This window comes from Alcaligenes sp. GW821-FHT11D07, assembly GCF_058808495.1.
The window spans coordinates 124445-144557 of sequence record NZ_JBXART010000002.1; the positions used below are offsets into that span (position 1 = coordinate 124445).

Sequence of the window (20113 nt, forward strand, 5' to 3'; positions counted from 1 at the left end):
TATTCTGTTGCATATGCTTGCGTCGTCACTGGAGCCATCTCCGCGCCTTTGCGAGCTGTTCACTTCTGACCATGCTGAATCTGGAGCCTGATGCAGTATGCCTCCGGATGGAAAATCAGAACTTGAAGCGATATCCAATTGACCTGGAAATACAGACCGGCGAATCAAAGCAAGGGGCGCTTTCCAGCGATCTTCAACCGTTAAGGAGTATTGGGATGAGTAAAAGATTCAGCCGTCGCCAGTTATTGGGCCTTGTAGGGGCTATCGGGGTGAGCGCAAGCATGTGGTCCGGCATTGGATATGCGCAGACGGGCAGCGTCACGGCGATTGATATTTTGCTGGAACCGGATGCCGTCATGCTGGAAAAAGCGCAGGCAACCAATGCCTGTTTGCGCCACATTTACCCCGCTGGCTTTGCGCTTGATGAGTCGCATCGTGCGCATATCACGGTCATTCAGCGCTTTGTGCGCACGGACGATCTGGACAAGGTGTATGCAGCGGCCAATCAGGTATTGGCTCAGTCCAATGTGAAAGACATCAAGATCGAGGCGCTTAAATACTTTTATATGCCTACGGGTGATACAGGTTTGTCAGGGATTGTGGCCAAGCCCACGCCGGAGCTGATCAAGCTGCAAGCGGAACTGCTGAATGCGGTGGCTCCTTTTACGGTCAAGACAGGGGACTCCAGCGCATTTGTCACCACACCTGAGGATCCGGTGATCGATCCCGTCCTGATCAACTACGTGTCCACCTTTGAAGTGAACTCGTCTGGCGATAAATACACCCCGCACGTGACCACGGGTGTCGCGCTAAAGGCAGACCTGGATGCAATGTTGGCTGAGCCTTTCCAGACGTTTTCCTTTTCTCCTGCTGGCGCAGCGGTTTATCAGCTGGGTCAGTTTGGAACAGCCTCCAAAAAGCTGAAGCAGCTGAGTGTGGGCAAGTAAAGGCTGTTTGATAAGCGGGTGTCAGGTTTAGATTGCCCTGTCTTAGCCATTTAAACGTGATACCTTGCGGGCTTGGGGGGCAGTGTGTAGCGGACCTTGGGCCCGCGCCTGAAAGGCTGACTTGATCATTTCGTCAGCCGCAGAGTTTTCGTAAAGTCCACACCAAAAACAGGGCCATTTCTGGAATAGACGCCTGAAAACAGACTCCCTGCCAGCGTGTTTAGGAGTAAAAATTCGGGATGCTTTTTGATCTTCCCGATTTCGATACGCTCTATTCCGCTTTGTTGGCCCGTGATGAGCGTTACGACGGCCAAGCCTTCGTGTGTGTTTCCTCGACGGGCGTCTTTTGTCGTCTGACCTGTCCTGCCCGCAAACCCAAGCCTGAGCATTGCACGTTTCACGCCACCATTGGTCAGTGCGTGGAGGCCGGGTTTCGGCCGTGCAAACGATGCCATCCACTTCAGGCCGCAGCGCTGGACGATCCACGGATTCCCGCTTTGTTGCGGGAGCTGGATGCCAGACCCGGCCTGCGTTGGTCGGAGGAGCTTTTGCAACGGATGGGGTATGACTTGTCGACGGTACGTCGCAGTTTCAAGCGTCATTTTGGTATGACGTTTTTGGAGATGGCCAGACAACGTCGTCTGCGTGACGGGTTCAATACGCTGGCGACCGGTGGCAATGTCATCACGGCCCAGCACCAGGCCAGTTTTGAATCCGCCAGCGCTTTTCGCAGCGCCTTCGCCCGCCTGCTGGGTTGTGCGCCAGCGGCACTGGATGCCGATGGTTTGCTGCGCGCCACCTGGATACCCACTCCCTTGGGTGACATGATTGCTGTCAGCAGCCGCACGCACCTGCATTTGCTGGAGTTTGTGGACCGCAAAGGCTTGCCGGGTGAGCTGAAGCGCTTACAGGCGTCGATCAAGGTGGGAATCGGGATTGGTGTAATGCCGCCCTCAGAGCAAGCAGCTCGTGAGCTTGAAGATTACTTTGCCACCCGTTCAGATCGTTTTGAGACGCCTTTGGCGATGACGGGGGGCAGTGACTTTACCCAAGAGGTCTGGCGCATCTTGCGAGAAATCCCGGCAGGCGAGACGCGCAGCTACTCCGATATTGCGCGCCAGATGGGACGGCCAACGGCTGTTCGCGCGGTAGCGCGGGCTAATGGTGCCAACCAGATTGCCCTGATGATTCCCTGCCACCGCGTGATCGGGGCTGATGGCTCTTTAACAGGCTACGGCGGCGGCCTGTGGCGCAAACAGCGTTTGATCGAAATTGAGCGGGACTTAAAGCAGAACAAGCATAGGGACAGCGCCAGCTAAAGAAGGCAGGACAGAGCCTTCATAAAAAAGCCGCCCCAAAGGGCGGCTCGTCTTACTTGGGGCTTTAGCTGTTCTGAACCTCTGGCGGGATCAGATTGCGCTCGTAGCGTTGCACGTAATCCTCAAAGGATTCCTCGTCCTGAGCTTCGATATTGATTTGTGCTTGCAGGGAATCCTTGGCCTGCTGTTCGAACGCGGCTTGTTTGTCCGCTGGCAGTGCTTGGGCCAGCAGGGCATCACGGTGTTCACGGCTGCGTTGCAACGCATAGTCGTGAAAGCTCTGCCCGGTTTCTTGAAGGCGCTTTAGCACTTGAGCCGACGGTGTTTCTTCTGGATTGTCCAGCTTGCGCATTTGCGTCTGCACGGCTTGGGTGTGCGCTTGGGTGTCCAAAGCTTGATCCAGCATTTGTGCGTAAGGCAGCAAGGATTCCATGATCTCGCGCCCCCAGTCTTGCAGGCTGACGCTTTGCTTTTGCTGATTGGTCAGCATCAGGCCAGGGCGGCGGCCTTCGCGCACCACGGTGGCAAAGTTGTTCTTGCTGTCCTGGCAGTAGCCGCCATCCGGGAAGAAGGGGCTGTCCTGAACGGTACAGAACAACAAGAAGGTATCCAGGAAGCGGCAGGACTGTTCAGAAATGCCAGTAGGCGATTCTGGGTCTATATCCAGGCAGCGCACTTCGATGTACTCCACGCCGCGTTGGGCCAGAGCCGTGGCCGGGCGCTCGCTACGTTGGGTAGTGCGCTTGGGGCGAATGCTGGAGTAATACTCGTTTTCGATTTGCAGGATATGCGTGTTCAGTTGAATCCACTCGCCATCGCGGTGCGTACCCAGCTTTTCGTAATCCGGCCAAGGCGTGACGGCAGCGTGATACATGCGCAGCACGAAGGTATCCAGATCGTTGTAGCAAAGCTGAAGTTCGGCTTGGGCTTCTTTGTTGTGATAGCCCAGATCGCTCATGCGCAAACTGGTGGCCCAGGGCATGGTCAGCGTGTCTTCATCCACCTTGTCCAGACTATTGCTGCGACCTTGCAGGAAGTTTGCGTCCAGCACGGGCGAGGCACCGAACAAGTACATCAGCAGCCAGGAGTAGCGCGTGAAGTTGCGGATCAGGGCTAGATAGCCGTTGGAGCGCTGGTCTTGCAGATTGTCACCACAGACGTTCAGCAAAGGCCAGATGCCATCAGGCAGGGAAAAGTTGTAGTGCACCCCGGCAATACACTGCATGGGTTTGCCATAGCGCTCGGCCAGACCACGGCGGTACACGTGCTTGAGCATGCCGGTATTGGATGTGCCGTACCAGGCGATCTCAATGTCTTTTTCAGCTGGCAACAAGGCGGGCATGGACTGGTTCCAGATAATTTCCTGGTCCAGCTTGCCGGCGACAAAGGTGTGGATGTCGCTGAGCTCTTGCAGCAAACCCTCGATACGGTCGTGCGGGGCGGTGATCAGCTCCAGCAGGGCTTCGGCGTAGTCGGTGGTGATATGTTCGTTGGTCAGAGCCGAACCAATCGCCTGGGGGTGGGGGGTACGTGCCAATTGGCCCAGCGCATCAACGCGCAGTCCTTCTTTTTCGATGCCACGCAAGATTCCCTTCAAAATATCGGGGTTCTGCTGCAGGGCAAGGCGACGTTCGTGGCTGGTGTTCATGGTGGTGTTTCCCACTTTTGAAATCGGGTGCAAGATACGGGACTGTTCAATGGGCTTAGGCCCGTCTATAAATAGTAGTCCGACCAGACTTGCTTTGTTAAGTTGCGCCAAATGGCGTGTCGGGCAGGGCGAGTATAAGGCGGCTGTTCAGTCAGTCCACGAAAAGCATGAAACGGGATATGGGATTAGCACCATGATAATCAGGCGCGTAGCAGCGGTACTGGCGGCTTTCTTGACTTTGGCGGCCTGCAGTCCGGAGTTTAACTGGCGCAAGGTTCAGCTTGAACAAACCGGGCTGTCAGCCATGCTGCCTAGCAAGCCAACAACCAGCCACAGGCTGTTGGATTTTGAGCAATACAAGCTGGATTTCTACCTGACCACCGCCACTGCAGGCGGACAAAGCTACACGGTAGGCCATGTGATCTTGCCCGAGCAACTGCAAAAGGACGAGGCTGCCCGCCAACGCTTGTACGAGGCGCTGCACGAATCCTTGCGCCAGAAATTCATACCGGACGGCCAGGTAAGCGAGCACAGTGACGTGCAACTGCCCGAGCCCGGTCAGATCTTTTTCATGACACGTGATGTGGGTGGAGTGGCGTTGCGCCTGGAGGGCATGATCCGTATTGAGCCGGGCTGGCTGGTGCAGGGCTTTGTTATGACGGATTCCGGGAAGGCCCCCGACGCTGCTCAGGCAAAGATTTTCTTTGACGGCCTAGCTCACTAGCCGGGTCGCCACTGATCAGGCGCTGCTGCAAGGCCAGGGTGATGGCGGCCTGACGGCTATAGACGCCAAGCTTGGCGTAGGCGTTCTGGAAGTGGAAGTTGATCGTGCGTTCAGTAATGCCCAGGATGATGCTGATTTCCCAGCTGGTCTTGCCGTGGGCAGCCCAGTTCAGGCAGGACTGCTCACGTGAAGTTAGGTGCGTCACGGTAAAGACATTCCTCATGCATTCGTGGTAGACATCGCGCCAATGTACCCAAATTTAGCTTAGCTGGCAGACAGATGTAGATGAAAATAATGATGTAAATCAAAGCATTGTATTTTTTATGACGTTACCTTGGCGCTGAGTTCTGAATCGATGCAGGCTGGTCGATTTGGACGCCGCGCCGCAGCGATGCTAGAATTTTGTCTTATACGTTTTGCGCCGATTTGCCTGATCCGCTTGCGGGCGCTCCATAAATCCAGCTAAAGAGGTCCTGATGGCCACTGATTCCGTCCCTAACGCCGACGCTGGCGTCCTTAGCCCATCCTGCGGTCTGATCCCCGAAGGTTCCGTGGGCCCTGTCCAAGCCGAACTTATCGCCTTTGATGAACCCCTGCATCTGCGCAGTGGGCAAATCCTGCCCAGCTATGAGCTGGCTGTCGAAACATACGGCACCTTGAATAATGAACGCAGCAACGCGGTATTGGTGTGCCATGCGCTCAATGCCTCGCATCACGTTGCTGGTTATTACGACGACGATCCCAAAAGCATAGGCTGGTGGGACAATATGGTCGGCCCTGGCAAAGCGGTAGATACCGATCGCTTCTTTGTCATTGGCGTAAACAATATTGGCTCTTGTTTTGGCTCGACCGGCCCGTCCAGCATCAATCCGGATACCGGCAAGCCTTGGGGCTCGGCCTTTCCGGTACTGACGGTAGAAGACTGGGTCCGTGCTCAGGCTCGTCTGGCCGATTACTTTGGCATACGTAAATTTGCCGCTGTCATGGGCGGTTCACTGGGTGGCATGCAGGCCTTGAGCTGGGCAATCAGTTGCCCGGAGCGGGTTGAAAACTGTGTCGTCATTGCCAGTACGCCTCGCCTGTCTGCACAAAATATTGCCTTTAACGAAGTAGCTCGTAGCGCCATCTTGTCCGACCCGCAGTTTCACGGTGGTAATTACTACGAGCACGGTGTGGTGCCCAAGGCGGGTCTGGGGGTGGCGCGCATGGTCGGCCACATTACCTATTTGTCCGATACCGTCATGGCTGAAAAGTTTGGCCGTAATCAGCGGGAACCGGCACAAGGCGGCGAATACCACTACAACTACGGGGTGGAGTTCGAGGTGGAGTCCTACCTGCGTTATCAGGGCGAGAAGTTCTCGCGCTACTTTGACGCCAATACCTACCTGATTATTACGCGTGCTCTGGATTACTTTGATCCCTCGCGTCAGTTCCAGGGGGATCTGGTCAAGGCATTTGAAAAAGTGGTGGCCAAGTTCTTGCTGGTGTCCTTTAGTACGGATTGGCGCTTTTCGCCGGAGCGCTCGCGCGAAATCGTGCAGGCCCTGCTGCGCAATCAGCGTCAGGTCACCTACGCGGAAATTGATGCGCCCCATGGGCATGATGCCTTCTTGCTGGAAGACCAGCGTTACCACGCCGTTGTGCAGGGCTACTATGACCAGATCGCCGCCAAGTTGGGGCTGCCCGCACGGACGCGCACTACAGGGGTGTTGGCAGAATGACTACGCCACAGATACAAGTGGATCCCGCCATGCTAAGACCGGACTTGTTGCGCATTGCGCAGTGGATCGAGCCTGGTTCGCGTGTGCTGGACCTGGGCTGTAATGACGGCACCTTGCTGGCCCACTTGCGCGATACGCGTCAGGTGGTGGGCACGGGTGTGGAATTGAATGACCAATGTGTCATTGCCTCGGTGCGCCGTGGCGTCAATGTCATTCAGCAAGACTTGGAAAAAGGGCTGGCGCTGTTTAGCGATCAGCAGTTCGAAACGGTGGTGCTGTCCAAGACCTTGCAGTCCATGCACCACACCGAACACATCCTTCGCGAGATGGCGCGGGTGGCGCGGTATGGTATCGTCTCGTTTCCTAACTTCGGTTATTGGCCACATGGCTGGAGCATTTTGCGCGGACGCATGCCGGTCACCGGCGAGATGCCTTACCAGTGGTACAACACGCCCAACATCCATTTGTGCACCATGAAAGACTTCCAGGATCTGGCCCAATCTGTGGGTCTACGCATCCTTGAACGGGCTGCATTCAATGGCAGCAACACCGTGCGCTTTTTGCCGGGCTGGCGTAGTACCTTGGCCATGTACCGTTTTGAATCTCCCCATTCTCCTGCCTCTAAACGCTAAGGCCTGACGTGTCACGTGTCTATACCAGTCCCCGAGTCTTGCCTTTGCTGATTCTGGGGTTTGCCAGTGGTCTGCCCCTGGCCCTGGTGTCAGGCACTTTGCAGGCCTGGGCAACCGTTGAAAATGTATCGCTGACCGAGATCGGGTTTTTAACCCTGGTCGGCTCGGCCTATACGCTCAAGTTTCTCTGGGCTCCGCTGATTGATCGCTATGCGCCTCCTTTCATGGGGCGTCGGCGCGGCTGGATCTTGGTCACTCAATTAATGTTGGCGGCCTCGATTGCCGCAATGGGCTTTTTCTCGCCCGGCGTCAATCTGACAGCATTGGCTTTGTTGGCAGTCTGGGTGGCATTTCTGTCCGCTACGCAGGACATTGCCTTTGATGCCTATTGCACAGACGTGCTGCAGGCTCAGGAACGCGCAGCGGGGGCGGCGGTCAAGGTCATGGGCTACCGCCTGGCCATGATCGTGTCCGGAGGCCTGGCGCTGATCCTGGCGGATCGATGGCTGGGCTGGTCCAACACCTACTTCCTGATGGGCTTTTTCATGGCTCTGTGCGCTCTGGTGACCCTGGTGTCTCCAGATCCCCAGGAACAAAGCCGTCCACCGCGCAGTTTGTCTGAAGCAGTGGTCGCCCCCTTGGCGGACTTTTTCTCGCGCCCTGGTGCCTGGAGTGTGCTGGCCCTGATTGTGCTGTACAAGCTAGGGGATGCATTTGCCGGAGCCTTGTCCACTACGTTTCTGATTCGGGCAGCGGGTTTTTCCCTGTCTGAAGTGGGCACAATCAATAAGGTCTTTGGTCTGGCAGCCACTGTCGTCGGGGCCTTGATGGGTGGCGCAATTATGGCTCGCCTGGGGTTGTACCGGGCCCTGATGATTTTTGGGATTTTGCAGGCGGTCTCCAACCTGGGTTATTGGCTGATTGCCATCGAAACAGCCCCGTCCATGTGGTTGATGGGCTTTGTAGTCGGCTTGGAAAACTTATGTGGTGGCCTGGGTACGGCGGCGTTCGTCGCCTTGCTGATGGCTTTGTGCAACCGGACCTATTCGGCGACTCAGTTTGCCTTGTTGTCGGCCTTGTCGGCAGTAGGACGCACCTACTTGGCCGGGCCTTTGACCCCCGTACTGGTGGAGTCCCTGGGTTGGCCGGGATTCTTTATCTGTACGGTTTTTATTGCCGTGCCTGGTTTGCTGATGCTGCGCTGTTACCGAGGCCTTATTCAACAGCTTGATGCGTAAGAAATATCATGCTTTTACTGACTCTCTATATTATTGCCATCACCGCAGAGGCCATGACAGCCGCTTTGGCAGCGGGCCGTCGCGACATGGACTGGGTGGGGGTGTGCACCATTGCCTGTGTGACCGCTTTGGGCGGTGGCTCCGTGCGGGACGTGCTATTGGGGCATTACCCGCTGACCTGGGTCCAGCATCCTGAGTACCTGTGGATTACCGCTGGTGCTGCAATTTTGACGGCCCTGATCGCACCTATCATGCGGCGCTTGCACAGCTTGTTTCTGTTGCTGGATGCGATGGGGCTGGTGGTGTTTACCGTCATTGGCTGTCAGATTGCTCTGGAAATGGATCTGCCCATTACGGTGGTGCTGCTAAGCGGCATGATCACAGGTTGCGCAGGCGGTGTGCTGCGCGACATCCTGTGTAATGACATCCCCCTGCTGCTGCGCAAGGAGATGTATGCCAGTGTGTCCATGCTGACCGGCGCCCTGTACTTGGGAGCCCAGCATCTGGATTGGCACCCTTATCTGACCTTGGTCGGCCCTATGGTGATTGGCCTAAGTTTCCGTATGCTGGCCCTGCACCGCAATTGGCAGATGCCACGCTTCGTCTATCGCGACGAGTGGCGCTAGAGCCAGCCTGACTGCTGCGCTTCAGGCTACTCCCAGCCAGCGCAGCACAATAGGGACAAAAGGCACCAGCACAGCCGTCATAATGCCATTCAGGCTCAAGCCAATGGCCGAGAATGCGCCAATCGTTTCATGAACTTGCAAAGCGCGTGCCGTGCCAATGGCATGGGCTGTCACGCCCACCGCAAAGCCTCGTGCCTCGGGGCGATCAATACGCAGCAGATTCAATAAAGGCCGCGCCATGATGGTGCCAGCAATACCGGTAATAGCCACGGCTACGGCGGCCAGCGAAGGCTGTCCGTTAAATTGCTCGGCCAAAGCCATGGCGATGGGCATGGTGGCGGACCGCGGAGCGATGGACATGATGGTTTCAAACGAACCACCCAGAGCCCAGGCAATCAATACGGTGCTGAAAATAGCTGTGACCGAGCCGACCAATAGGGCAATGGTCAGCGGCTTCCAGATCTTGCGCAGTTGTCGCAGTTGGTTGTAGAGCGGAATGGCCAGGGCCACTGTGGCCGGACCAATCAGAAAGTGAATGAATTTTGCGCCCTCAAAATAGACGGGGTAAGGCGTGCGAGTCAGCAAAAGCGTGCCCACAATCACAATGACCGACACCAGAATGGGCAGTAAAAATGGGCTGCTGCCGGATTTGCGATAGAGCCAGACTGAGCCTGCATACACGGAGCAGGTCAAGGTTAGCCACAGCAGCGGAGAGCTGGACAGAAAAACCCAGATTTGAAAAAGACCGTCTTTCATTATTTTTCTTCCTGGCGGTTTTTAAGCAGACGATTGAGCACCAGACCGGTTACCGCCATGGTGATGACCGTGCCCCCCAGGGTAGCGATCAAAAAGGGCTGCCATTCATCGGCCACGCGATCAAAATACAACATCACGCCGGTGACGGCGGGAATAAACAGCAGCATCAGGTTCTGCAACATGACGCTGGCCGTGCTTTCCAAAGGCGCCGGTACGCCGCCGCGCAAGAACAAAGCAACAGCCAATAGCAACATGCCAGCCAAGGGGCCTGGAAGCGGCAGAGACAGTGTCTGCACCAGTATTTCGCCCAGCAACTGGAAGGCGAACAGGGCGGTAATCGCGTAGATCATGTGATTTTCCGTAAAGGCACGAAAACGCCAGGCAGCAAGCCTGGCGCAGGGTGTAAGGTCGTTCGATGGGTGCTAGTTTGCCATACAAGACAGCCTGTCTGTTAGCGGGCTGCTTATAACGGTTTACCTATAGTCAGTGTTGGGAGTCAGGGTTTGGCGGGACTGGTTTTGTGACCCATCCATGCCTGAAACTCGATTTCTACATCCACACCACCCGCCAATTTAGCTTGCACCAAAGAGCGCGCTGGGAAGTTGCTGCCCAGACGGTCCTTATAGGCTTTGTTGAATTGCTCGTACAGCGTCAAGTCAGACAGATACACGGTGGCTTTGACAACGTGACTGAAGTCCGCGCCTGCCAAAGACAGGGTCTCTTCGATTCGATCCAGGGTGGCATTGGTTTGATCTTCAATGCTGCCACGCACCACTTCCCCTTTTTCGTTCAGCGGGATTTGTCCGGAGAGAAACAGGAAGTCCCCGGCCTGAACGGCGCGGGAAAAGGGCATGTTGGAATCGCCCAGATAGCGTTTGATCGCAGTAGCTTCTGTGGTCTTGGCTGTGTCCGCAGCGTAACTGCTACCCAGACCTAAACCAAATAGAGAACAAGCCAGCAAAGCGGGACGGGCCGAAGCAAAAAAACGCATCAAGAACCTCCTTTATATCGAGCAAGGAAAATTCAGTGTGCCATAGCCAAGGCCTGGCAGCGTTAATTAATGTGACGGCCCGTCGGTGTCAGGACCGCTTAGGCGCGATCGCCCAACCAGGCTTGCACTTCGATTTCTACATCAACGCTCTTGGCCAGTTTGGCTTCCACCAAAGAACGGGTGGGCAAGGTGTCGCCAAAACGCTCGGCGTAGACCTTGTTGAAGTCAGCAAACAAAGCCATATCAGACAACCAGACAGTGGCTTTGACAACATCAGCCAGGGTGGCGTCAGCCAGGGCCAGGCCTTCGATCAGGCGATCAAACACGGCGTGGGTCTGGTCCTGGATAGAGCCACGCACCACTTCGCCTTGTGCGTCGTAAGGGATCTGGCCCGACAGGAACAGAAAGCCGCCAGCGACGGTTGCGCGGGAAAAAGGCAGTGGCAGTGGGCTGGCAATACGGCGGATACCGGACATGAAGTACTCCTGAAAGGAATGGTGGAAAATTCGGACTAGGCAGCATGCGCGTTTACTCGCGTCTCTTGCCTACAATAAGGCGTCACTATACAACTTCAACGAGGAGCGAGACGACGTGAACAAGGAAATTTTGCAACGCCTGGATCAACTAAGCCAGGCCGCGCTGGCCAGTGGCGACTTGTTGCCCGTGCAAGCCCAGCAAGAGCTGATGCAAGATCAAGGACTGCCCTTTTCTGTGCGCTGGGTATCCACCTTGGCTGCGAAAGATGCGGCCAGCGTCTCCATCCCCGGTGGCCCGCGTGATCCAAATTTCAATCCCTTCCTGCCGCCTGCTCCCGCTTTAACAGTAGAGGACGCCAGCGACACCCACAATATTGTGCTTAACAAGTTTGCCGTCTGTGATTTGCATCTGGTGCTGGCCGACAAGGTCTTTAGCGAGCAACTGAGCCCTTTGCGTGACATTGATTTTCGTATCTTGGCGGATTTCCTGGCTGAACAAGGGGGGCTGGGCTTTTATAACGGCGGCGGGCCGGCCGGTGCCAGTCAGCGTCACAAGCACACTCAATGGATACCAGCAGCCGAAGGCAATGGCTCCTTGGCTCTATATCTGGACAAGTTACCCGCCCAGGCAGCCGTGGGGACTGCCCATCGTCACCCAGATCTGGCTTTCAAGCACTGTTTTGTGCGCTTATTGGATACTCAGGACGCGGCTGCTTTGAGCGATAGCTTGTTGCAGGCGTACCGCCTGGCCTGCTCGGAGCTGGGTCTGGTTCCTGGCCCTGACGCTTTGCTGCCTGCCCATAATATGTTGGCGGGGCAGGGCTGGTTGCTGGTGGTGCCACGCAGCGTGGAACTGGTGGAGGGCATATCGGTCAATGCGCTGTCGTATGCGGCATGCATCTATGTACGTACGCCTGAGCAGATCGAGCGGGTGCGTCAAATTGGGCCTTTAGGCGTTTTAGCTAAAGCAGCCTATGCGAACGCGCAATACTCCTGAACCCTGTAAGCAGGCTTCAAAATTAGGAACCCCGCTATGGCGGGGTTTTTATTTGTGCCTATCCGTATCGTTTGGAATCTCTATTTAATCTCTGGAAACAAAAAACAAATATTAGTTTTTAATGCAGTATTGGTTTCACTTCTTTGCTGTTTAATAAGCCATTATTGAGTTTGAAAAGAAAATAACTGAAACAATGTAACTTTTTTTGTGGAAATAGAAAGAAATAAGGTGTTTTTAAAAAACACATCATTAATGTATAAGCCTTCTTAATTATTAGAATTGTCTTCAGCTTGGAACAACACAACATTGTCTGTCTCCATGGGTGGATTGCTTATGCATGCTTCTTCAGACGCTCATATTTTGGTTATTGCTCCGGAGCCGGCCGGGGTGGCGGATTTATTGCTGGTATTACGTACTAGTTTTGCCCGCATTAGTTTCGCGCTGGATGCGCAGCAGGGTCTGGCGCGCTGCCAATCATTGCAGCCTGACTTTGTCTTGAGTGAATATCATCTGCCTCGTTTGCGTGGTGACACTTTTATGCGCATGCTGCGGGCCAATCCCCAAACCGCCTCTATTCCTGTCGTGTTTTTATCAGCCGTATTGTGTGCTGACAGCCAGTTAATGGCGTTGCGCAGCGGGGCCCGTGACTTCATCGCTTATCAGACCAATGTGCAGTTGGTACTAGAGAGGATTCGTCTGCATTTGGGTTTGCGGGAGGTCCCGCCAGACAGAGCCGAGCTAGTGCAAGATCGGATGCTGGAAGCCTGCGAAGCCCCCTGTGTGCGTCATCACCTGGTGGGGGCCGTGCAACAACACGTGCGGGATAATTTGTCGGCTTATTTAACGGCCGAGAGTCTGGCTGAGCTGTTTGGCACGACGGGCCGACGTTTGAATGAGCTGTTCAAGGCGGCTTGCGGTTTGACTGTGCATGATTACGTGCGCTCCAGTCGCATGAGCTATGCCATGCAGTTGCTTCGGCAGACGGATATGGCGGTAACCAATGTGGCCGAGGAGTCCGGTTATGTGAATCCAGCTAACTTTGCCACGGCCTTTCGGCAGTACAGCGGCTTGTCGCCGTCCGTCTACCGGCAACGCAACAGTACTAATATTTAAAACATAATTGAAATAGTAAATTTATTAAAAATGTTGTTTTGCAGTAATTCAAACGGCTTCTGTAGAAATTCAAAAGTAATTATTAAAAAATGGTAAGAAAATAAAACTATCCGAATAGGGGTGAAGGTTCGGTAAGGCTTTCCTGAACAACACATTCAAATTATCGCCAAGACGGGGCGAGGGGATTTGTTGCGCCTGAAAACTCTGTTACGTCAGCACGACGCAGAGGGTGAGCAGGAAGGCACACATGACTAATTTCCTTTGTAAGCGAAGAGATCATGAACAGAATCTATAAATCGGTTTGGAATGAACAGACTGCCACCTTTGTCGCTGTCGCTGAAAACACCAAGGCGCGCGGCAAGCGTTGCAGTGGGGGAACGAGCGGCACGCGGGCCTTCCTGAGCTGGGTTCAGGGCCTGCGCTTGCGTTCTGTGGCAATGGCCTTGCTATCAGCAGGGGTTTTGACACAACCCGCCATGGCACAGATCACCGATGGCTGGGAGCTGACCGTTGACGGCGCAAGCCCTTTTCATGTGATTCCTGGCGGTGCTTTTTCACTGAGTTCGGGCAGCAATATGGTGCTGACACAAACAGGTAGCGATGTGTCGTTCGCGCTGAGCCCTGATCTGAACGTGGACTCCGTAACGGCAACAGGTGCTATTAAGGGCGCGACGGGCGAGTTCACCGGTCAGGTATCGGCGGGTAGCGTCTCGGCCGGAACGGGTACCTTTACCGGGGCTGTGCAAGCGCAAAGCGTGGCTGTTACGGCGGGTTTGACGGCGAATGCGGCTACGGTCACCGGTACTGTCACCGCGGGTGGCGTCACTACGGGAACGTTGACCGCCACCGGCAATAGCAGCCTGCGGGCCGTTAATGTAAACAACAACAAAATTTCCGGCTTGGCGGACGCTACGGTTAGCGCTGCCAGCACTGAAGCGGTGTCCGGCAAGGTCTTGTATGGAGCCCTGAATTCGGGCAGCGGGATGAAGTACTTCCACACTAGCTCTACCAAGGCAGATTCCGTTGCCAGCGGTGCCGATGCCGTCGCTATCGGCCCGCAAGCCGCAGCAGCCGGTGAAGCAGCCTTGGCTGCCGGTTTGTTGGCCCAGGCCGCAGGCAAAGAGGCCGTATCGCTGGGTGCCCGTGCAGGTACTGGTAATACGGTTGCCAACGGCGTGATGATTGGCAGTGATGCCGGGGCTCAGAGCAAAGGCAGTGATTTGATTGCCGTGGGCAACAAGGCTGGCCAGCGCCTGGAAGGCAAGAATAATGTGGCCATTGGCAATGCGGCTGGCAATCTGGTCGATCCTTTGGAAGTGGACAATACCCTTGCCATTGGCAATGAGGCACAGGCCAAGGCCACAGGGGCAATTGCGCTGGGCAATAGTGCTGACGTGGGCTTGCTGGCGACGAATGCGATTGCAATGGGGAATAACTCGACAGTCGCTCAGGATGCGGCGGGCGCCACTGCCGTAGGGTCCGGTACCGTCGTCTGGGGTGCGGCTGGAACAGCTATTGGAACTGGCGCGCGCAGTTCAAACACAGGCTCCACGGCAATTGGTAATCAGGCGGAGGCTTCTGGCAGCTCTGCTTTTGCAGGAGGCAGTGGCTCTAAAGCTTTTGGCAGCAATTCGGTGGCGGTAGGTTCAGGTGCCATGAGCAATACCACCTCCGGTGTGTCTATCGGTGAAGGTGCGGGCTCCAATGCCGGAACGCCCGTCATTGGCAACCGCTTCGGCCAAGTGGCTGTTGGCGGCCTTTCCGGGCAGGGTGTGTATGGCGGCTATAACGTAGCCCTGGGCTACAAGTCTGGCAGCGATATTACCGGTGACGATACCGTGTCGATCGGACGTGAAGCAGGTAACAAACTCACGGGTGATCGCACCGTCAGCATTGGTTATGGCGCGAATAATTTGCCGGGAGAGACAGGCTCCGGTACTCCCGTGGCCCCACCCGTTAACGCTGCGCATGCCGTTGCGATCGGTGATCGGTCCCGCTCCGGGGCAGATGGTGCCATCGCTTTAGGTTCTATGGCGACAGTGGTTGATTACGATATTGGCGGCATTGCGATTGGTAATCAGGCGCTGGTTTATGCCGGCACTTCGACCAATGTGGCCGCTGGCGGTATTGCCTTGGGGGATCAGTCCCACGTTACGCACGCCAATAGCGTGGCGATTGGCGCTAACTCTCGCTCGGCAGAGACCGTTGGGGCGGGCTATGGAGCCCCTTCCGGGGCGCTGTTGCCTTCGTCTAGTGTGTCCATCGGCACGGCAGGTGGTGAACGTCGTTTGAGCAATCTGGCCGCAGGTCGCTTGGACACGGATGCCGTGAACGTAAGCCAGCTCAAGTTGCTTCACGGGGATCTGACGTCCATTGTGGGCGGCAACCTGAATTGGGATAGCAACGGGCAGATGACAGGCCCGACGTTCATTATCAAAGACGAAAATGGTGCCGATCATAGCTATACCTCCATCGGCTCAGCCTTTGAGGCCATGCGCACAGGGGTAGCAGGAACGATTGCCGGACTATCGGCAGTGACGTATTCCAACCCGGACCGCACTTTGATTGATCTGGACAGTACCACCGGAGCACCGGTACGGATCTCCAATCTTGCTGCTGGCATTGCTGCAGGTGACGCCGTCAATAAAGGCCAGCTCGAGCAGCTGGAAACAACGCTGATTGCGAATCGACAGCGTTATGTCAGCGTTAATTCGTCCAATAACCCCAATGAGAACAACAACGGGGCAACGGGGGCCGACGCAATTGCGATTGGTGCGGTGGCTCGTGGCTCGGGCGTTGGCTCTACGGCCATTGGTTTGAACTCCTCGGCCGGTGGGCTGACGCAGGCGAATCTGACGACCGCTATCGGTTCTCATACAGAGGCCTCGGGCCTGGGCGCTACCGCGGTGGGAACCTCGGCTACGGCAGCTTCGGAAAGCTCGGTTGCAGTCGGTCAGCAGTCACGCGTGGCAGACACTGCCAATTACTCCGTGGCCATTGGCTATAAATCGGAGGTGATGGGGGACGCGCTGGCCCATACCAGAGGGGCGGTTGCGATTGGTGAACAAGCCCGTGTGACGCAGGAAGGGGGGATTGCCTTTGGTCGCAATGCCTACGATCAAGCGGTGGACGGGGTGGCGATTGGGACTAATTCCCGCGTAGATCGCGGGGCCTCCAGCAGTATGGCCATGGGCAGTGGCTCGTCGGCTTCGGGCGTTCAGTCCGTCGCATTGGGCTATCAGGCTTCGGTGGCTGGCAGCAACTCACTGGCCTTGGGGCAGGGCAGCAAGACCCGCGCCAGCAATGCAGTAGGTGTGGGTTCAGCGGTTGAAGCGGATGGTTTCCGTTCTGTTGCCTTGGGTGACAGAGCCAAGGCGGGCTGGATCGAGGAAAAACAAGGCCCGAATGGCTTGATTGAATACATCATGCATGGCGAAGGTGCGATGGGGGTAGGTGCGGGCTCCAATGCCAGTGAGGACGGCGGTCTGGCATTAGGCTTTAAGGCAGTTTCTGAAGGGGTGGATGCCTCGGCAGTGGGCACCAATGCCCAAGCCTTGGCAACGGCGTCTCAGGCATGGGGTAAAGATGCCCGAGCGTCTGCCGCGCAATCCATGGCATTGGGTCAGGGTGCGATAGCCAATTCAACGGCCGTCAAAGGTTTGGCCTTGGGAGCAGGTGCCACAGTGTCGGCCAATGGGGCGGTGGCGCTGGGCGCCGGTTCCAGCACGAATGCGGCCTACACCAGCTCCACGGCTCTATACACCAAAGTCGTGAATCAGGAAGCGACACAAGGGGTGGTCTCTGTGGGTAGTAGTTCGGAAAAACGCCGGATTACCAACGTGGCGGGGGGACAGGATGCGAACGATGCCGTCAACGTGGCTCAACTGGTCAAGCTGGATGAAAATCTGACGGCCTTGGGTACGAACTACACGGGCAATAACTTCAGTAGCGGTAATGCCCCGGGCACAACGATTCACAAAAATCTGGGTGAAAGTCTGCAAATACTGGGCGGGGCGACAACGGCCGGAACGTATAGCGGTGCCAATGTGCGCACCCAGGTTCTAAACGGTCAACTGCAGCTTCAAATAGCCGACACACCGTTCTTCAAGGGTGCCGATATGGGCGGCCAGAAGATTACCAATCTGGGCAAAGGCACAGTGGGAACGGATGCGGTCAATCTTAGCCAGTTGACCGACGCCGAAGGAAGCCTGACCACCAAGGGCATGGGCTTTGCGGGGCAAACCGGAACCGCGCTGCATCGTGACCTGGGTCAGACCCTGACGGTTAAAGGCAGCAATGCCAATTTGGCGACCTCCACCGTCGGTGCCGATACGCTGCAAATTGCCTTGAGTGACGATCTGGTGCTCGATAGTGTCACCACGGGCGATACCAAGATGAGCACAGCGGGCGTGACCGTCAAAGGTGCTACCGGCCAGCCGGATGTGGTGCTGGGTAATACGGGCCTGACTGTTGGCCAAGTCAACGTCAGCAGTGCAGGTTTCAAGGCCTTTAATGTGGTGATCAATGACCAAGGCATTAATGCCGGCAGCCAGAAAATCACGAATGTGGCGAAGGGCACGGCAGCAACGGATGCGGTCAATGTCAGTCAGTTGACCGACGCCGAAGGGGGCCTGACCACCAAAGGCATGGGCTTTGCGGGGCAAACCGGAACCGCGCTGCATCGTGACCTGGGTCAGACACTGACTGTTAAAGGTAGCAACACCAACCTGGCGACCTCCACCGTCGGTACGGATACGCTGCAAATTGCCTTGAGTGACGATCTGGTGCTCGATAGTGTCACCACGGGTGATACCAAAATGAGCACAGCGGGCGTGACCGTCAAAGGCGCTACCGGTCAGCCGGATGTGGTGCTGGGTAATACTGGGCTGACTGTTGGCCAAGTCAACGTCAGCAGTGCAGGTTTCAAGGCCTTTAATGTGGTGATCAACGACCAGGGCATTAATGCTGGAAGTCAGAAAATCACCAATGTGGCGGCCGGTGTTCTGGACACGGACGCGGTCAATGTCAGCCAGCTTGAAGGTCGTGAGACGGGTCTGACGGCTAAGGGTATGAACTTTGCCGGTAGCACAGGCACTGCTGTGCATCGTGATCTGGGCGAAACCCTCAAGATTGTGGGCAGCAACACCAATCTGGCGACCTCCACCGTGGGTGCTGATACGCTGCAAATTGCCTTGAGTGACGATCTGGTGCTCGATAGTGTCACCACCGGCGATACCAAGATGAGTACAGCAGGCGTGACTGTCAAAGGTGCTACCGGCCAGCCGGATGTGGTATTGGGTAATACGGGCCTGACCATCGGCCAAGTCAATGTCAGCAGTGCGGGTTTCAAGGCCTTTAATGTGGTGATCAATGACCAAGGCATTAATGCCGGTAGCCAGAAAATCACCAATGTAGCGGCCGGTGTTCTGGGCACGGACGCGGTCAATGTCAGCCAGCTTGAAGATCGTGATACTGGCCTGACAGGCAAGGGCATGAACTTTGCCGGTAGCACAGGAACTGCCGTGCATCGTGATCTGGGCGAAACCCTCAAGATTGTGGGCAGCAATAGCAATCTGACTACTTCTGGTGATGGTACGGACACCTTGAGCATCGCCTTGAGTGATGATCTGGAGCTGAGCAGTGTGACGGTTAAAGGTACGGCTGGTGCGCCCGATGTGATCATGAACAATACTGGCTTTGCGATTGGCAGCAATATTGCCTTGAGCAATGCCGGGCTGCGTGCCGGAACTGTCATTGTGTCTGCCGCGGACAATGACATTACAGGCTTGAGCAACCGTACCTTGACGGGGGCCAACTTTGGCAAGAGCGGCCGTGCAGCGACCGAGGAGCAGTTAAACCTGGTGCGCGGGGAAACTCAGGAACTGGCCGACCGCGCGGTGAAGTATGACCAGAACCCGGATCAGTCCGTGAACTACGGCCAGGTCACCATGGCGGGCACCGAATCAACTGACGGTGGCCGTACAGGTGGCACAGGAATTACCAATGTGGCTCGTGGTGATATCTCGGCCAATAGCACCGATGCGGTCAATGGCAGCCAGATTCACGATATGGGCGAAAGCGTTGCCAGTGGGATGGGCGGCGGTTCCAAGTTCGTGGATGGCAAGTTGGTGACGGAGTTGACGGTAGGCGACAAGACCTACAACAACGTCAACGATGCCTTGGGTGGCTTGAATACCGACATCGAAAATGTGACGGAGCTGGCTAATTCAGGCTGGAATATTCAGACCAACGGCGACACGGCATCCAAGGTGGGGCCTAAGGACACCGTGCAGTTCTCGAATGGAGACAACATCGAGATCTCGCGCTCGGGTCTGGATGTGAAAGTGGCTTTGGCTCAAGACATCAAGGTCAATAGCGTGGTGGCCAAGTCCGTCACAACCAACGAGGTGCAGATTGTTGGTGGACCGACGATTAACCAAGGCGGCATTGATATGCATGACAAAACCATCAGCAACGTGGCTGATGGCCAAGCACCGCAAGATGCCGTCAACGTACGTCAGTTAAGCCAGGCAACCAGCAATATCACCAACCAGTTCAACAATCTGGATCGCCGTATCAACAAGGTGGAAAACCGGGCTAACGCGGGTGTGGCAGCAGCCATGGCCACGGCTGGTTTGCCGCAGGCTTATGTCCCTGGCAAGAGCATGTTTGCAGTCGCCGGAGGCGCTTGGAATGGTGAAAGCGGTTATGCGATGGGCTTGTCTACGGTCACGGATAGCGGCAGCTGGGTCCTGAAGGGCACGGTAGCCGGTTCATCCCGTGGTGATTACGGTGGCTCGGTGGGCGTGGGCTATCAGTGGTAAGTCAGTAAGAGGGTAGGGTCGCGTGCGCTTGCACGTGGCCCTTTTTTGCTGGGCCAGTCCCGGCTTCGCAGTTCGGGGTTCTGCTGGATGGCAAGAGCCCG

Annotated in this window: 16 protein-coding genes and 1 riboswitch; of the genes, 10 read left to right on the forward strand and 6 right to left on the reverse strand. The window is 56.0% G+C overall.

Annotated features, from left to right (window positions below):
* The first annotated feature begins 215 nt into the window (after nt 1–215).
* Together AC1RSM_RS09160 and AC1RSM_RS09165 are read left to right on the forward strand one after the other, a co-directional pair.
* Nucleotides 216–947: a 2'-5' RNA ligase family protein gene (locus AC1RSM_RS09160; RefSeq protein WP_492931741.1), complete on the forward strand. Its 732-nt coding sequence runs from the start codon at nt 216–218 to the stop codon at nt 945–947.
* A gap of 239 nt (nt 948–1186) precedes the next feature.
* Nucleotides 1187–2266, forward strand: coding sequence for a bifunctional transcriptional activator/DNA repair enzyme AdaA (locus AC1RSM_RS09165; RefSeq protein WP_492931743.1), 1080 nt, complete (start codon nt 1187–1189; stop codon nt 2264–2266).
* Between the two features lie 64 nt (nt 2267–2330).
* Here AC1RSM_RS09165 and gshA read toward each other — a convergent pair whose 3' ends face one another.
* Nucleotides 2331–3914 (reverse strand): glutamate--cysteine ligase, encoded by a 1584-nt coding sequence (gshA, locus tag AC1RSM_RS09170; RefSeq protein ID WP_492931745.1) that lies wholly within the window; start codon nt 3912–3914, stop codon nt 2331–2333.
* A 193-nt stretch (nt 3915–4107) separates the two neighbouring features.
* On the opposite strand from gshA, the gene AC1RSM_RS09175 reads away from it, so the two are divergent.
* Nucleotides 4108–4638 (forward strand): hypothetical protein, encoded by a 531-nt coding sequence (locus AC1RSM_RS09175; RefSeq protein WP_492931747.1) that lies wholly within the window; start codon nt 4108–4110, stop codon nt 4636–4638.
* Here the strand turns inward: AC1RSM_RS09175 and AC1RSM_RS09180 are convergent.
* Entirely contained in the window at nt 4568–4843 is a 276-nt protein-coding gene (locus AC1RSM_RS09180) for a response regulator transcription factor (RefSeq protein ID WP_492931749.1), read from the reverse strand. The genes AC1RSM_RS09175 and AC1RSM_RS09180 overlap by 71 nt on opposite strands.
* A gap of 203 nt (nt 4844–5046) precedes the next feature.
* Nucleotides 5047–5125, forward strand: a riboswitch (SAM riboswitch).
* Between AC1RSM_RS09180 and metX the strand changes: the two genes are divergently transcribed.
* The 4 genes from metX to AC1RSM_RS09200 all read left to right on the forward strand — a co-directional run bounded on the left by metX (nt 5115) and on the right by AC1RSM_RS09200 (nt 8855).
* Nucleotides 5115–6359 (forward strand): homoserine O-succinyltransferase MetX, encoded by a 1245-nt coding sequence (gene metX, locus AC1RSM_RS09185; protein WP_492931751.1) that lies wholly within the window; start codon nt 5115–5117, stop codon nt 6357–6359. (Overlaps the previous riboswitch by 11 nt.)
* Nucleotides 6356–6991: a methionine biosynthesis protein MetW gene (gene metW / locus AC1RSM_RS09190; RefSeq protein ID WP_492931753.1), complete on the forward strand. Its 636-nt coding sequence runs from the start codon at nt 6356–6358 to the stop codon at nt 6989–6991. Before metX ends, metW begins: the two co-directional genes overlap by 4 nt.
* 8 nt (nt 6992–6999) lie before the next feature.
* Nucleotides 7000–8229, forward strand: a complete 1230-nt coding sequence (locus tag AC1RSM_RS09195) for a muropeptide transporter (protein WP_492931755.1) — start codon at nt 7000–7002, stop codon at nt 8227–8229.
* A gap of 8 nt (nt 8230–8237) precedes the next feature.
* Nucleotides 8238–8855, forward strand: coding sequence for a trimeric intracellular cation channel family protein (locus AC1RSM_RS09200; RefSeq protein WP_492931757.1), 618 nt, complete (start codon nt 8238–8240; stop codon nt 8853–8855).
* Nucleotides 8856–8876: 21 nt separating this feature from the next.
* Here the strand turns inward: AC1RSM_RS09200 and AC1RSM_RS09205 are convergent, their stop codons facing one another.
* The 4 genes from AC1RSM_RS09205 to AC1RSM_RS09220 all read right to left on the reverse strand — a co-directional run bounded on the left by AC1RSM_RS09205 (nt 8877) and on the right by AC1RSM_RS09220 (nt 11078).
* Nucleotides 8877–9611, reverse strand: a complete 735-nt coding sequence (locus tag AC1RSM_RS09205; protein WP_492931759.1) for an LrgB family protein — start codon at nt 9609–9611, stop codon at nt 8877–8879.
* Nucleotides 9611–9961 carry a CidA/LrgA family protein gene (locus AC1RSM_RS09210; RefSeq protein ID WP_492931761.1) on the reverse strand — a complete coding sequence of 117 codons (351 nt, stop codon included), beginning with the start codon at nt 9959–9961 and terminating at the stop codon, nt 9611–9613. Before AC1RSM_RS09210 ends, AC1RSM_RS09205 begins: the two co-directional genes overlap by 1 nt.
* Nucleotides 9962–10107: 146 nt before the next feature.
* Nucleotides 10108–10602 carry a RidA family protein gene (locus tag AC1RSM_RS09215; protein WP_492931763.1) on the reverse strand — a complete coding sequence of 165 codons (495 nt, stop codon included), beginning with the start codon at nt 10600–10602 and terminating at the stop codon, nt 10108–10110.
* A gap of 98 nt (nt 10603–10700) precedes the next feature.
* Complete coding sequence (locus AC1RSM_RS09220; RefSeq protein WP_492931765.1) at nt 10701–11078, reverse strand: RidA family protein; 378 nt, start codon at nt 11076–11078, stop codon at nt 10701–10703.
* A 115-nt stretch (nt 11079–11193) separates the two neighbouring features.
* Between AC1RSM_RS09220 and AC1RSM_RS09225 the strand changes: the two genes are divergently transcribed.
* From AC1RSM_RS09225 to AC1RSM_RS09235, 3 genes are all read left to right on the forward strand, one after another.
* Nucleotides 11194–12075 carry an ATP adenylyltransferase family protein gene (locus AC1RSM_RS09225; RefSeq protein ID WP_492931767.1) on the forward strand — a complete coding sequence of 294 codons (882 nt, stop codon included), beginning with the start codon at nt 11194–11196 and terminating at the stop codon, nt 12073–12075.
* A gap of 333 nt (nt 12076–12408) precedes the next feature.
* On the forward strand, nt 12409–13188 hold the full coding sequence (locus AC1RSM_RS09230) for a helix-turn-helix domain-containing protein (protein WP_492931769.1): 780 nt from the start codon (nt 12409–12411) through the stop codon (nt 13186–13188).
* Nucleotides 13189–13466: 278 nt separating this feature from the next.
* Nucleotides 13467–20012, forward strand: coding sequence for an ESPR-type extended signal peptide-containing protein (locus tag AC1RSM_RS09235; RefSeq protein ID WP_492931771.1), 6546 nt, complete (start codon nt 13467–13469; stop codon nt 20010–20012).
* Nucleotides 20013–20113 lie beyond the last annotated feature (101 nt).